Annotated in this window: 14 protein-coding genes; 9 read left to right on the forward strand and 5 right to left on the reverse strand. The window is 70.7% G+C overall.

Annotation, left to right across the window (positions count from 1 at the left end):
• Positions 1-34: 34 nt before the first annotated feature.
• Complete coding sequence (locus IEY89_RS28315) at positions 35-442, reverse strand: hypothetical protein (protein ID WP_189150340.1); 408 nt, start codon at positions 440-442, stop codon at positions 35-37.
• 351 nt (positions 443-793) lie between these two features.
• Between IEY89_RS28315 and IEY89_RS28320 the strand changes: the two genes are divergently transcribed.
• A complete protein-coding gene (locus IEY89_RS28320; protein WP_189150341.1) occupies positions 794-1,432 on the forward strand; it encodes a uridine kinase family protein in 639 nt (212 codons plus the stop codon).
• Positions 1,433-1,663: 231 nt separating this feature from the next.
• On the opposite strand, the gene IEY89_RS28325 is transcribed toward IEY89_RS28320, so the two are convergent.
• On the reverse strand, positions 1,664-2,419 hold the full coding sequence (locus IEY89_RS28325) for a SigE family RNA polymerase sigma factor (protein ID WP_189150342.1): 756 nt from the start codon (positions 2,417-2,419) through the stop codon (positions 1,664-1,666).
• A gap of 264 nt (positions 2,420-2,683) precedes the next feature.
• On the opposite strand from IEY89_RS28325, the gene afsQ1 reads away from it, so the two are divergent.
• From afsQ1 to IEY89_RS28350, 5 genes are all read left to right on the forward strand, one after another.
• Positions 2,684-3,361: a two-component system response regulator AfsQ1 gene (gene afsQ1, locus IEY89_RS28330; RefSeq protein WP_189150343.1), complete on the forward strand. Its 678-nt coding sequence runs from the start codon at positions 2,684-2,686 to the stop codon at positions 3,359-3,361.
• On the forward strand, positions 3,358-4,947 hold the full coding sequence (locus IEY89_RS28335; protein ID WP_189150344.1) for an ATP-binding protein: 1,590 nt from the start codon (positions 3,358-3,360) through the stop codon (positions 4,945-4,947). The genes afsQ1 and IEY89_RS28335 overlap by 4 nt, the downstream gene beginning before the upstream one ends.
• Positions 4,944-5,612: a hypothetical protein gene (locus IEY89_RS28340; protein WP_189150345.1), complete on the forward strand. Its 669-nt coding sequence runs from the start codon at positions 4,944-4,946 to the stop codon at positions 5,610-5,612. Before IEY89_RS28335 ends, IEY89_RS28340 begins: the two co-directional genes overlap by 4 nt.
• 172 nt (positions 5,613-5,784) lie before the next feature.
• Complete coding sequence (locus tag IEY89_RS28345; RefSeq protein ID WP_189150346.1) at positions 5,785-6,336, forward strand: VanZ family protein; 552 nt, start codon at positions 5,785-5,787, stop codon at positions 6,334-6,336.
• Positions 6,337-6,430: 94 nt separating this feature from the next.
• On the forward strand, positions 6,431-6,640 hold the full coding sequence (locus IEY89_RS28350) for a PspC domain-containing protein (RefSeq protein WP_189150347.1): 210 nt from the start codon (positions 6,431-6,433) through the stop codon (positions 6,638-6,640).
• Positions 6,641-6,723: 83 nt separating this feature from the next.
• Here the strand turns inward: IEY89_RS28350 and IEY89_RS28355 are convergent, their stop codons facing one another.
• Both IEY89_RS28355 and IEY89_RS28360 read right to left on the reverse strand, forming a co-directional pair.
• Positions 6,724-7,083, reverse strand: a complete 360-nt coding sequence (locus tag IEY89_RS28355) for an ATP-binding protein (protein ID WP_189150348.1) — start codon at positions 7,081-7,083, stop codon at positions 6,724-6,726.
• A 129-nt stretch (positions 7,084-7,212) separates the two neighbouring features.
• A complete protein-coding gene (locus IEY89_RS28360; RefSeq protein WP_189150349.1) occupies positions 7,213-8,433 on the reverse strand; it encodes an adenosine deaminase in 1,221 nt (406 codons plus the stop codon).
• 144 nt (positions 8,434-8,577) lie between these two features.
• Between IEY89_RS28360 and IEY89_RS28365 the strand changes: the two genes are divergently transcribed.
• Positions 8,578-9,339 (forward strand): dienelactone hydrolase family protein, encoded by a 762-nt coding sequence (locus IEY89_RS28365; protein WP_189150350.1) that lies wholly within the window; start codon positions 8,578-8,580, stop codon positions 9,337-9,339.
• A 138-nt stretch (positions 9,340-9,477) separates the two neighbouring features.
• Here the strand turns inward: IEY89_RS28365 and IEY89_RS28370 are convergent, their stop codons facing one another.
• Positions 9,478-10,428 (reverse strand): LysR family transcriptional regulator, encoded by a 951-nt coding sequence (locus IEY89_RS28370; protein WP_189150351.1) that lies wholly within the window; start codon positions 10,426-10,428, stop codon positions 9,478-9,480.
• A 63-nt stretch (positions 10,429-10,491) separates the two neighbouring features.
• Between IEY89_RS28370 and IEY89_RS28375 the strand changes: the two genes are divergently transcribed.
• Positions 10,492-11,781 carry an MFS transporter gene (locus IEY89_RS28375; protein ID WP_189150352.1) on the forward strand — a complete coding sequence of 430 codons (1,290 nt, stop codon included), beginning with the start codon at positions 10,492-10,494 and terminating at the stop codon, positions 11,779-11,781.
• Between the two features lie 427 nt (positions 11,782-12,208).
• Complete coding sequence (locus tag IEY89_RS28380; RefSeq protein WP_189150353.1) at positions 12,209-13,243, forward strand: sigma-70 family RNA polymerase sigma factor; 1,035 nt, start codon at positions 12,209-12,211, stop codon at positions 13,241-13,243.
• Positions 13,244-13,262 lie beyond the last annotated feature (19 nt).

Consider the following 13,262-nt stretch of genomic DNA (forward strand, 5'->3'; position numbering starts at 1 on the left):
ATCGGTCAGCAGCTCCCCGCCCCCCTCCCCCACCTCAACCGCCCAAGACCCCCAAGGCCTCCCCCAGCACCGGAATGCGCCCGATCGACTGCGCCTGCGCGACAGGCCCGGTCAGCATCTGCGAAGCAACCGGCTGGAAGTCGGCGAGCTGGGTGGCCACGCCGTTGTCGAGCGGGTCGACGCCCGTACCGGCGAGGGGGTTGGGCTTGAGGCCCTGGACCGGCCCCGTGACATAGCCGACCGTGCCGGTGAGCGCCGCGAGGCCCGACTGCGGGTCGATGTTCCCCAGCGAGGTGGGGCTGGTGCGCATGACGTCCACCGCGGGTCCGCCCTCGGCGGCGGAAGCCGTCGCGGCACCCGCCCCCAGGGCCGCGCCGGTGGCCGCGAGGGCGATCAGGGCGCGCTGGGCGGTGTGGTTCTGGGGGGACGTTCGTCGTGCCATGACTGGTGGCCGCCTTCTGGTGTGTTGAGTAATCAGGACGACACGAAGAGTAGTAGCTGCTCGCCAAGGAGGACGAGGCCGGAGTAGCTCGATCGTGTGACGGTCGACTTCCAGGCTCGCGGCTCGCGGTGCCGTGGACCGTTCGCGTTGGCGTGGTCGTGCGACCTGGGACACCGGGTACGGCGCGTGGGGCCCCTCTGGGGGAGTGCGGGGCCCCCGCTCCACCGGAGGATGGCGAACGGACTCAACTCCCGCTCGGTCCACAGAAAACGGCAGTCGCGGTGTGACGCACCTTCCAATGCCGACCCGCGGGGTCGGCAGGGGGCGCCCGATGCCTCACACTGGTGTCTCGTGACTTCCCACCTGCCCATACCCACGCGAGTCGTGCTGCTCTGCGGCCCTTCAGGCTCCGGCAAGTCCCTCCTCGCGGCCCGTTCCGGTCTCCCGGTCCTGCGGCTCGACGACTTCTACAAGGAGGGCACCGACCCGACGCTGCCGCAGGTCCTGGGAAGCACCGACATCGACTGGGACCACCCCGAGTCATGGGACGCGGACACGGCGGTCGCCGCGATCACCGAGCTGTGCCGCACGGGTCGTACGAACGTCCCGGTGTACGACATCTCGCTGAGCGAACGCACGGGCGAGGAGAGCGTCGAGATCGGCCGGACCCCGCTCTTCATCGCGGAGGGCATCTTCGCCGCCGAGATCGTCGCGCGCTGCCGGGAGGAGGGCGTCCTCGCGGACGCGCTCTGTCTGAGCCGGGGTCCGGCTCGGACGTTCCGCCGACGCTTCCTGCGGGATCTGCGCGAGGGCCGTAAGTCGGTGCCGTTCCTGGTGCGCCGCGGCTGGCGGCTGATGCGCGCCGAACGTTCCATCGTGGCCCGCCAGACGGCCCTGGGCGCCCACGCGTGCGACCGGGACGAGGCGATGGGCAGACTGGCGGACGCGGCGGCGGGCCGCCGCACCCAGCCGAGCACGGCAGCCTCCTGACCCCCGCGATCACCCGGCACACGCCGCACGCACACGCGCGCAAGGAACACACGCACACGAAAAGCGGGACTGGACGGACCCCCCGGCCCTCCAGTCCCGCTTCTTTTGTGCTTCCCCCGTGTGGTGCCACCCCCGCGGCCCCCCAGCCCCGGTGGTGTTCCCCCCTGGTGATGCTCCCCCGTGCTTCCCCCCGTTACCGCTCCCCCGTCGAGCGGTGCTTCCCCCACACCCTCAGGCGACAAGCTCCCCGAAGGATTCCTCCTCGTCACGGCCGAAGCTGAGGACCTCGTCCTCACGCATCCGGCGGAGCGACCGCCAGATGCTGGACTTCACCGTGCCGACACTGATGTCGAGGATCTCCGCGATCTCCGGGTCCGTGCGGCCCTCGTAGTAACGAAGGACCAGCATCGTCCGCTGGAGTTCGGGGAGCCGGGCGAGCGCCTGCCACAGGACCGCGCGCAGTTCCGTGCCGCGCATCGCGTCCGTGTCGCCGGCCGTCTCCGGCAGTTCCTCGGTCGGGTACTCGTTCAGCTTGCGGCGGCGCCACGCGCTGATGTGCAGATTCGTCATGGTGCGGCGGAGATAACCCCCGACCGCCGCCTTGTCGCTGATCCGCTCCCAGGCACGATACGTCGAGAACAACGCGCTCTGGAGCAGGTCCTCGGCCTCGAAGCGGTCACCGGTGAGGTGGTAGGCGGTTGCGTACAGGGAGGCGCGGCGCTCCTGGACGTAGGCGGTGAACTCCGCCTCCGACAGCGAACGACGCTCCCCCGTGGACTCCCTGTACGCGGCCCCCGTAACCCCCGTGGCACCGCTGCCGCTTCCCCCGGTGTGTGCGTCAACCACCGACATGTACGTGGTGTGCTGACGCCCGGTGCCGCGAACGCACCCCCGCCCGTTCACGGCACCGGACTTCTCGGTGGTCCGGGTGACGTCGTGCAGACGCGTGATCACTGCGTTCGCGCTTGTGCTGTGCAGCGTGCTCATCTCGCGCCCCCCGTCGTGGACTTCCCGGTGTTCGGCTCGGTTCCTGGTGCTTCCTTGCCTGTGCCGAGAAGCTTGCCCACGCCACTTCATGACGGTGTCCGCCGACTGTCACAGGCGTGCAACAGGGCCCTTTCTCAGGAACAGCACGGCGAAGAACACAGGAAGGTCACAGAAGGACGCGGTACGGGCCCGCCGACACCCCGAAATCGCCCGACAAGCACCTGACAGTCGCAGCCCGGCCCGGCCATGGGCCAGAATGCATCCGTGCCTTCCCTGTTGCTGATCGAGGACGACGACGCCATCCGTACGGCCCTGGAGCTGTCTTTGACCCGCCAGGGCCACCGGGTTGCCACCGCTGCCACCGGTGAGGACGGTCTGAAGCTGCTGCGTGAGCAGCGGCCGGATCTGATCGTCCTGGACGTGATGCTGCCCGGTATCGACGGATTCGAGGTGTGCCGGCGCATCCGGCGCACGGACCAGCTGCCGATCATTCTGCTCACCGCGCGCAGCGACGACATCGACGTGGTCGTCGGACTGGAGTCCGGCGCGGACGACTATGTCGTCAAACCGGTGCAGGGGCGGGTGCTCGACGCCCGTATCCGGGCCGTCCTGCGGCGCGGGGAGCGGGAGTCCAGCGACTCGGCGACCTTCGGTTCGCTGGTCATCGACCGGTCGGCGATGACGGTGACGAAGAACGGCGAGGATCTGCAGCTGACGCCCACCGAGCTGCGGCTGCTCCTTGAGCTGAGCCGGCGGCCCGGTCAGGCGCTGTCCCGGCAGCAGTTGCTGCGACTGGTCTGGGAGCACGACTACCTGGGCGACTCGCGGCTGGTGGACGCGTGTGTGCAGCGGCTGCGCGCCAAGGTCGAGGACGTGCCGTCGTCACCGACGTTGATCCGTACCGTCCGCGGGGTCGGCTACCGGCTGGACTCGCCTCAGTGACGAAACCGCAGGACAAGCTCCGTGGCTGGGCCGCGGCGCGCAAGGCGATACTTTCCGGGCTGCGCTTCACCAGCCTGCGGCTGCGGCTGGTCGTGGTCTTCGGCCTGGTGGCGCTGACGGCGGCCGTGTCGGCGTCCGGGATCGCGTACTGGCTCAACCGCGAGGCGGTGCTCACGCGTACGCAGGACGCGGTGCTGCGCGACTTCCAGCAGGAGATGCAGAACCGCGCGGGCGTGCTGCCCACCCATCCCAGCCAGGACGAACTCCAGCACACGGCGGGCCAGATGGCCGCCAGCAGCCAGCGGTTCAGTGTGCTGCTGGTCGCGGAGGACGAGAGCGGGCGGACGGTGGTCGGCAACTCCGGGGCGCTGGACCCCTTCTCGCTGGCGGACGTACCCGAGTCGCTGCGTACGGCGGTCGGCAAGGAGCAGTCGATCACCTCGAACAACAAGTACCCGTACCACCTTTACTGGCAGCGGATCATCGACGGCGACAAGCCGTACCTGGTCGCGGGCACGAAGGTGATCGGCGGCGGTCCGGCCGGCTACATGCTGAAGTCGCTGGAGCCCGAGGAGAAGGACCTCAACTCGCTGGCCTGGTCGCTGGGCATCGCCACCGGCCTCGCGCTGATCGGCTCGGCGCTGCTCGCGCAGGCCGCCGCCACGACCGTGCTGAAGCCGGTGCACCGTCTCGGTATCGCGGCCCGGCGGCTCGGCGAGGGCAAGCTGGACACGCGGCTGCGGGTGTCGGGCACGGACGAACTGGCCGATCTCGCCCGGACGTTCAACCACACGGCGGAGGCGCTGGAGACACGGGTCGCCGACATGAGCGCCCGCGACGAGGCCTCGCGCCGGTTCGTCGCGGACATGTCCCACGAACTGCGTACGCCGCTCACCGCGATCACCGCCGTGACGGAGATCCTGGAAGAGGAGCTGGACGCGGAGACCGGCAGCGTCGACCCGATGATCGAACCGGCGGTACGGCTGGTGGTGAGCGAGACCCGGCGGCTCAACTCCCTGGTGGAGAACCTGATGGAGGTGACCCGCTTCGACGCGGGCACCGCCCGGCTGGTCCTCGACAACGTCGACATCGCCGACCAGATCACGGCCTGCATCGACGCGCGCGCCTGGCTGGACGCGGTCGAACTGGACGCCGAGCGCGGCATCATGTCGCTGCTCGACCCGCGCCGCCTGGACGTCATCCTGGCCAACCTCATCGGCAACGCCCTCAAGCACGGCGGCTCGCCGGTACGGGTGTCGGTGCGCGCGTCCGACGAGGATGCCGACGGCGGCGGCGATCTGCTGATCGAGGTGCAGGACCACGGTCCGGGCATCCCCGAGGACGTCCTGCCGCACGTCTTCGACCGCTTCTACAAGGCGAGCGCCTCCCGCCCCCGCTCCGAGGGCAGCGGCCTGGGCCTGTCCATCGCCCTGGAGAACGCCCACATCCACGGCGGCGAGATCACCGCCGCCAACTCCCCGAAGGGCGGCGCGGTGTTCACCCTGCGGCTGCCCAGGGACCCGTCGGCACTGACGGAGACACCGGCCGAGCCGGACGGCGCGAACGGCAACGGGGAGGGCGCGTGACGAACGTACGGGGCGTACACGGCGAACGAGGCGCACGGGGCGTGCGCCGCTGGCCGGCCGTCCCGCTCCTCGGGGCGCTCGCCGTACTGCTCGCCGGATGCGGGATCCGGGCCACCGAGGTCCCGACGGACTTCGGTCCGGCGCCCTCCCGTGTGCCATGCTCCCTCTCCGACGCCTCCGGCTCCTCCGCGCCGGACGTCGCCGCGGAGACATCCGCGGGCGTCCCGGTCCAGGTGTTCCTCCTGTGCGCCTCCCAGCTGGTGACCGTCGACCGCGCGGTGCGTGTCCCGGACGGGACGGCGGAGGCGGAGCGGCGCGTACTGGTGGCCCAGGGGCTGCTGGACGAGCTGGCCAGGACTCCGCCGACGAGCGAGACCGAGGCCGGCTACACGACGGACGTACGCGGCGGGATGAGCGTGAGCGGTCCCGGCCCGAGGGACCCCGAGGACACCCTGCGCCTGAGCACGCCCCCGGCCGACCTCGCGTCGTACGCCCTGGCCCAGATCGTCTGCACGTTCTCCGACTCGGCCGCCGCCGAGGAAGACGGCTCCGTCGTCCTGGGCGGCCCGGAGACCGGCCCCCTGCGCCGGTACGCGTGCACACCGGAGGTCCGCTCCCGGCCGGGGGCCCAGGTGCCGCCGTCGTCGGGCGTGGACAGCGGCTGAGCGCCCCTCTTAGGGGCGCGGGGAACTGCGCCACGAGCCCCCACCGGCCCGCGGCCAAAGACCCACCCACCCCCCGGAGGGCGCCGCACAGGCCCCCGTGTGGCACACGACTCACTCGCCTGCACGGGGGCAACCCGGAACCGATCGTGCCGATGGCCGCGTCTTGGGGGGCGTGCAGCGTCATGGCTCGGTCGGCGAAAGTGCCGCCATTCGCATCCGTACGGCGGGAGGTGTCCTCCTCGTCGCCCATCTCGCGCTCGTCGCCTGGTTCACGCTGCGTCCGCTCGACGTCCCGTGGCAACTGCCCGCCAACCTGCAGCCCTTCGCGAGCCTACGGGCCGATCTGACCCTCGGCTGGCAGGAGGCGACCAGGCGCATCGCGCAGGGGCTCGCGCTGCTGGCTCCGCTGGGTGTGCTGCTGCCGATGGCGGGCGGCCGGCTCCACGTCTCCCCGCTCGCCTCGCTCGTCCGTACGGTCATGGCCGGTGCGATGATCTCGCTCGGCATCGAGCTGTTGCAGACCGGCGTGCCCGGTCAGGTCGTGGACGTCGACTCGCTGCTTCTGAACACGGTGGGCGTGGGCCTCGCGCATGTCGCCGTGGTGCCCGCCGTACGGTCCTGGCTCCGCCGCAGGAGCGACCGCAGACGCCGGACGACCGTCCGCACGGAGGACGCGACTCAGGGTAGGACCCCGACGATTCCCAGGGTCGGGATCGCCCCGTAGAGCGACGCTTCGTCCGTTGTGCGTCCGTAACGTTGAGTGCAGATGAGGCGACCGGAAAGGCCGGTCCCCTCGCCGGACTCACCGAGGAGACGCCATGACCGCCCTTGCCCGCCCCACCAACGGCCGCATGATCGGCGGAGTGTGTGCCGCGCTGGCACGGCGCTTCGGCACCTCCGCGACGACGATGCGCGTGATCTTCGTGCTCTCGTGCCTGCTGCCCGGCCCGCAGTTCCTGCTCTACATAGCCATGTGGATCCTGCTGCCCTCCGAGAAGTACGGGACCAAGGCCCACGCCGCCTGGTAGACGACCCGGACGACCGGCCTGTACGCCGCTGGGGCGCACCCCTGATGAAGGGGTGCGCCCCAGCGGCGCGTTCACGGGGTGGGTCAGCCGAGCGGAATGCCGTTCACCGGGAGGCCGTGCGTGGGCAGGCCCTGCAGCGGGAGGCCACCGAGCAGACCGGCGACCGGCGCGGTCGGGCCCCCGGACAGCACCTTCGTGACGGCAGGCTGCGCGGCGGCGACGCCCGCGCCGACGGCGCTCTGTCCCTGGGCCACGGCCTCGGCGGCACCCGGCAGCGCCTTCGACGCGCTCTCCACGGGCAGCGTCTGGGTCACGGAGCCCAGCGCGGCGGAGTCCGGGAGGGCGGGAAGGGCCGGGGCGGCGTTGGCGGCACCCGCACCCGCCGCGGCGAAGGCGGCACCGAGAGCGGCGACACCGAGGGTCTTGGCAGCAGACTGCTTCATGGTGAATGCGTCCTTGAATGCGAGACGGGGATATGAGCGGTCCACGACCGTAAACACGAGGAGCCACCCGCCGCAAACATCGAAAAGCGGCCGAGTCGTACCGACCCGACCGCTTCCCGGACCCCTGGATCAGCCCTGCGTCTCGACAGAACCGCTGGTGGAGACGGCCTGTCGGAACAACCATTCGGATTTCAGCTCGGCGTATCCGGGCTTGATGACGTCATTGATCATCGCCAGTCGTTCATCGAAAGGAATGAATGCTGACTTCATAGCATTGACCGAGAACCATTGCAGGTCGTCGAGCGTATAATCGAACGCTTCGACAAGGTGCTCGAATTCCCGGCTCATTCCGGTACCCGACATCAGGCGGTTGTCGGTGTTCACGGTCGCGCGGAAGTGCAGCTTGCGCAGCAGCCCGATGGGGTGCTCGGCATAGGAGGAGGCGGCGCCGGTCTGGAGGTTGGAGCTGGGGCACAGTTCGAGGGGGATGCGCTTGTCCCGTACATAGGAGGCCAGGCGGCCGAGTTTCACCGAGCCGTCGTCCTGGACCTGGATGTCGTCGATGATGCGCACGCCGTGGCCGAGGCGGTCGGCGCCGCACCACTGGAGGGCCTGCCAGATGGAGGGGAGCCCGAAGGCCTCGCCGGCGTGGATGGTGAAGTGGTTGTTCTCGCGCTTGAGGTACTCGAACGCGTCGAGGTGACGGGTGGGCGGGAAGCCGGCCTCGGCACCGGCGATGTCGAAGCCGGCGACGCCCAGATCGCGGTACCGGTTCGCCAGTTCGGCGATCTCCAGGGAGCGGGCGGCGTGCCGCATCGCGGTGAGCAGGGCACCGACCCGGATGCGGTGACCGTTCTCCCGGGCCCGCCTCTCACCTTCCCGGAAGCCCTCGTTGACGGCCTCGACGACCTCTTCGAGGCTGAGCCCGCCATCGAGGTGCTGCTCGGGCGCGTACCGCACCTCGGCGTAGACGACGCCGTCCTCGGCGAGGTCCTCGGCGCACTCGGCGGCGACCCGGACGAGGGCGTCGCGGGTCTGCATGACGGCGCAGGTGTGGGCGAAGGTCTCCAGGTACCGCTCCAGGGAACCGGAGTCGGCGGCGTCGCGGAACCAGGCGCCCAGCTTGTCGGGGTCGGTCTGAGGCAGTTGGGTGTAGCCCGTGTCGCGCGCCAGGTCGACGATCGTGCCGGGGCGCAGGCCGCCGTCGAGATGGTCGTGCAGCAGGACCTTGGGGGCGCGGCGGATCTGGTCCGGGGTGGGACGGGGACTGGGGCTGGGACTCGGGGTGCTCACGCCGGTCGCGCTCTGGGTCGTCTTCCGACTCGTCGTCCGATCACTCTGGCTCGTCATTTCCGCACTCTAACTCCTACGCGCGTAGATCACCTGTTCCCCTCCTCTCCTTTCTCCCTCTCTTCGCCTGTACGTTTCCGCCGATACGTAACGGTGACCACAAGGACGGGTGGCGTACACCGATGCTTCTGACACTGTTCTGCCATGGCACACCAAGTGACGCCGGTACGACAGGCCCGGCTCGGTAAGGCGCTGGGCCCGGAGCCGACGTCGGTCAGCGGCGTGGTCCTGCTGCTTCCCAGCGGTGACGAGGTGTCGTCCCGCAGGCCGTCGCCCATGCTGGCAGCCGCCTCCGTAAGGACGTTGGGCCGCCGGCTCGCCCGGGCGGGCCGTACGGACGGACTGGCCGTGCATGTCGTCCACTACCGCTACCGCGGCTGGAACGGCAGCGAGGCGCAGCTCGCGCACGACGCGCGATGGGCCGTCGACGAGGTCGTACGACGGTACGGCGACGTCTCCGTGTGCCTCGCCGGCGTCGACATGGGCGGGCGGGCGGCGCTGCGCGCGGCGGACCACGAGGCCGTCAACTCCGTACTGGCGCTGGCGCCCTGGCTGCCCGAGGACGACGTGGCGGCGCCGCCGGAACCGGTACGGCAGCTGGCCGGGCGGCGGGTGCTGATCGTGCACGGCACGAACGACGAACGGACCGATCCCGAACTGTCGTTCCGGTTCGCGGCGCGGGCGAAGAAGGCGAACCGGGACGTCTGCCGGTTCGAAGTGCATGCGGACGGGCACGGGTTGCACCAGTACCGGCAGGAAGTGCACGCGCTGGCGGAGGACTTCGTGATGGGGGTGCTGTTCGGGCGGGGGTTTTCCCGGCCTGTGCAGGACGCGCTGCTGGCTCCGCCGCCGCTGGGGTTGCGGATGCCGTTGGCCGCAGGGTTCGGTGGGTCTTTGCGGCGATAGGTCTCGGGGGTTCTGCTTGAGTTCGGAGTGCCGGTTGTCTGTGACTTGTCGCGCCCACGCGGCGGAGCCGCACATGTCACCGCCCCGCGCCCCCAAAGGCAGGGCGTCGCCCTCGGGCGGGTGACAGGTTGCCCGTGTTCAGGGCAGCAGGTTGCCCTTTCTTGCCAGGAGGAACTTCTTGAAAGCGGCCACCGGCGGGGTGTCCGGGTGGCCGTCCAGCCACGCGACACCGATCTCCCTCGCCGCTCTCGGCGAGGTGACCGTCAGTTCCGCGACTCCCGGGCGGGGGACGGCCGGAGGAGGCAGGAGGGCTACGCCCAGCCCAGCGGCCACCAGGCCCCTCAGGGTTTCCGCCTCCTCTCCCTCGAAGGCGATGCGGGGGCGGAAGCCGGCCTGCTGGCAGAGGTCGTCGGTGATCCGGCGGAGGCCGTAGCCGGGTTCCAGGGTGACGAAGGTTTCCTCGGCCGCCTCGGCCAGGCGGACTCGTCTGCGGGTGGCCAGGCGGTGGTCGGCGGGGACCACCAGGCGGAGTTTCTGTTCGTCCAGGCGGCGGGCGACCAGGTCGGGGGCGTCCGGGACGGGCGAGGTGAGACAGAGGTCCAGTTCGCCGGAGCGCAGGCGTTCGATCATGGCCTCGCCGTAGTTCTGTACGAGGGTGAACCGGACGCGGGGATGGTCGGCGCGGAAGGCGTGCAGCAGGCCGGGGACGGTCTCGGCGCCCATGGTGTGCAGGAAGCCGAAGGCGACCTTGCCGGTGGCGGGGTCGGCGTCGGCGCGTACCTCGTCGGCGGCCCGCTCGATCTCCGCGAGGGCCCGTTCGACGGAGGCGAGGAACGTACGGCCCGCGGGGGTGAGGGAGACGGTGCGTCCCCGGCGGGCGAACAGCTCGACACCCAGGTCCTGTTCGAGGCGGACCATCGCCCGGGAGAGCGTCGACTGCGGGACCTGCATCTCCTGGGCGGCGCGGGTGACGTGCTCCGTGCGGGCGACTCCGGCGAAGTAGGAAAGGCGGGGGGCGAGGGCGGTGACGATGTCTTCCGTGTCACTGGACGGTGACAGGCGAGCTGCTGACCTCTGCTGATGCACCATGGGAACGATTATGGGGTTTCCGTGCATTGGACGGATGAGCGGGGGCGTACGTAACTTCGAGGCATGCCTGCTGCCAGTACCGGGGCGTCCACGACAGTGGCCGCCGCCTCTTCCTCACGTCCTTCGGTCCCCTCGCTCCCCGTCGTCGACTCCCGTATGGCCCCGGGTGGGCCCGGCTACCGGCGGATGAGCTTCGCGCTCTTCCTCGCGGGCGTCGCGACCTTCGCCCTCCTCTACTCCACGCAGGCACTGCTGCCGTTGGTCTCCGGCGAGTTCGGGGCTGCGGCGAGCGACGCGAGCTGGACGGTGTCGGCGGCGACCGGTGCGCTGGCCCTGTTCGTCCTGCCGATGAGCGCGCTGTCGGAGCGGTTCGGGCGGCGTACGGTGATGACCGCGTCGCTGGCCGTGGCGGCGACGGTCGGGCTGCTGGTCCCCTTCGCCCCCTCGCTGGGCACGCTGATCGCGCTGCGGGCGGTGCAGGGCGCCGCGCTGGCGGGGCTGCCCGCGTCGGCGACGGCGTATCTGGCCGAGGAGGTCCGCCCGAAGGCGCTGATCACCGCGATCGGTCTGTTCGTGGCCGGCAACAGCGTGGGCGGGATGAGCGGCCGGGTCATCACGGGCTGGGTCGCGCAGGAGTGGGGCTGGCGGGCCGCGGTCGCCGTGATCGGCGTCCTGGCCGTGGGCTGCGCGGTGGCCTTCCGGCTGCTGCTCCCCGCTCCGCGTCACTTCCGGACGGGCTCGCTGCGTCCGCGGGTCCTGGCGCGCACGGTCCGTACGCATTTGACGAACCCGTTGCTGCGACGGCTGTACGCGATCGGCGCGCTCTTCATGACGGTGTTCGGCGGGGTCTACACGGTGATCGGGTACCGCCTGACGGAGGCCCCGTTCGGCCTGCCCCAGGGCATCGTCGGCTCGGTCTTCCTGGTGTACCTGGTGGGTACGGTGTCGGCGTCGACGGCGGGGAGGCTGGTGGCCCGCCTGGGGCGCCGGGGCGCTCTGTACCTGGCCGGCGGTACGACGACGGCGGGCCTGCTGCTGTCCCTGTCGGACACCCTGGCGCTGGTTCTGCTGGGCCTGGTGCTGATCACGGCGGGGTTCTTCGCGGGCCACGCGGTGGCGTCGTCGGCGGTGAGCCACACGGCGAAGGAGGGGCGGGCTCAGGCGTCGGCGCTGTACCAGTCGGCGTACTACATCGGCTCCAGCGCCGGCAGCACGTTGGGAGCGGTGGCGTTCCACGCGGGTGGCTGGTCGGGGACTGTGGGGATGGGGCTGCTGGCGGTGCTCGGCGTCGTGACGGTCACGGTGATGGGGTCGCGGGCGGCACGGAGTGTGCGGGTGGCTGCGGCGGCTTGACCCGGGGCGTTCGTTGTCCGGCGTTCACAGGAGAACGCGTGTCCAGCCCGGGTTTTGTTTCCCACCCACCCGCCCGTTCACCGTCTCTCTCCAGCCCGGGCGTCCCAGCCCACCCGGCGACCCGAGGACGAGGCCCGTTACAGCCCGGGTCTTGTTTCCCACCCACCCGCCCGTTCACCCTCTCCATCCCGCCCGGGCGGTACCCCTCCAGCCCGTCCGGCGTTTGAGGACGAGGCCCGTTCAGGGCCGACAGCGGGGGTCTGGGGGCGGCGGCCCCCAGGGTTGGGAACGGGTAGGGGCGGCGGGGGCGAAAACCCTTTCCACCTGCACCTTTACCCGCTCCCCGGGCCATTGTCAGTGGCCTGCGCTAGCTTCTTCGTGTTGGGTCGCGATGAGGCGACGAAGGCAGCCATGGGGTGGGTTGGCGATGGGTGACGGTACGGCTACTGCGACAGACCTCGACGTACAACTGGAGCGGTACCGCGTCGAACTGACCGGGTACTGCTACCGGATGCTCGGCTCCTCCTTCGAGGCCGAGGACGCCGTGCAGGACACCATGGTCCGCGCCTGGCGCAACCATGAGAAGTTCGAGGGGCGCTCCAGCCTCCGTTCCTGGCTGTACCGCATCGCCACGAACGTCTGCCTGGACATGCTGACCGCCGGCAACAAACGCGCCCGCCCCATGGACCTCACCGAGTCCACCCCCCTCGCCCGGGCCGCCCTCTCCCCGCGCCCCGACAACACCTGGCTGGAACCGATGCCGGACGCCCGTGTACTGCCCACCGTCGAGGACCCGGCGGAGGCGGCCGTGGCCAAGGAGTCCGTGCGGCTCGCCTTCATGGCCGCCCTGCAGCAACTCCCCGCGAAGCAGCGGGCCGTGCTGATCCTCCGCGAGGTGCTGGCCTGGAAGGCGAGCGAGGTCGCCGAACTCCTCGACACCTCGGTCGCGTCCGTCAACAGTGCCCTCCAGCGGGCCCGCGCGACCCTCGCCGAGCGCGACCTCACCGGCGCCGACGCGACCGTCTCCAACCCGCTCGACGAGGAGCAGCAGAAGCTCCTCGAACGCTACGTCGCCGCGTTCGAGGGGTACGACATGACGGCGCTCACGGCGCTGCTGCACGAGGACGCCGTCATGACGATGCCGCCGTTCGACCTGTGGCTGACCGGGCCGGAGGACATCACCGGCTTCATGACGACGCTCGGCGCCGCCTGCGCCGGCTCCCACCTCGTGCCGGTCGCCGTCAACGGCCTGCCGGGCTTCGCCCAGTACAAGCCGGACGAGGAGACGGGCGGCTTCTCCCCCTGGGCGGTCCAGGTGCTGGAGATCTCAGACGGCCGGATCACCGGGTTCCACTGCTTCCTCGACACCAAGCGCTGGTTCCCGCTGTTCGGCCTCCCGCTCTCGCTGCCCCTCGACCTCGACGTCGAAGCTCAGACCGACCAGGTCCAGGAAGGCGAGTAGGGCGGGCGCCGGGTCCCGG

It is taken from the genome of Streptomyces lacrimifluminis, assembly GCF_014646095.1.
Taxonomy (GTDB): Bacteria; Actinomycetota; Actinomycetes; order Streptomycetales; family Streptomycetaceae; genus Streptomyces; species Streptomyces lacrimifluminis.

Coding starts and splice junctions, on each gene's coding strand:
- IEY89_RS28315 (WP_189150340.1), bottom strand. CDS start 442: ATGGCACGACGAACGTCCCCCCAGAACCACACCGCCCAGCGCGCCCTG.
- IEY89_RS28325 (WP_189150342.1), bottom strand. CDS start 2,419: ATGAGCACGCTGCACAGCACAAGCGCGAACGCAGTGATCACGCGTCTG.
- IEY89_RS28350 (WP_189150347.1), top strand. CDS start 6,431: ATGACCGCCCTTGCCCGCCCCACCAACGGCCGCATGATCGGCGGAGTG.
- IEY89_RS28355 (WP_189150348.1), bottom strand. CDS start 7,083: ATGAAGCAGTCTGCTGCCAAGACCCTCGGTGTCGCCGCTCTCGGTGCC.
- IEY89_RS28360 (WP_189150349.1), bottom strand. CDS start 8,433: ATGACGAGCCAGAGTGATCGGACGACGAGTCGGAAGACGACCCAGAGC.
- IEY89_RS28365 (WP_189150350.1), top strand. CDS start 8,578: ATGGCACACCAAGTGACGCCGGTACGACAGGCCCGGCTCGGTAAGGCG.
- IEY89_RS28370 (WP_189150351.1), bottom strand. CDS start 10,428: ATGGTGCATCAGCAGAGGTCAGCAGCTCGCCTGTCACCGTCCAGTGAC.
- IEY89_RS28375 (WP_189150352.1), top strand. CDS start 10,492: ATGCCTGCTGCCAGTACCGGGGCGTCCACGACAGTGGCCGCCGCCTCT.
- IEY89_RS28380 (WP_189150353.1), top strand. CDS start 12,209: ATGGGTGACGGTACGGCTACTGCGACAGACCTCGACGTACAACTGGAG.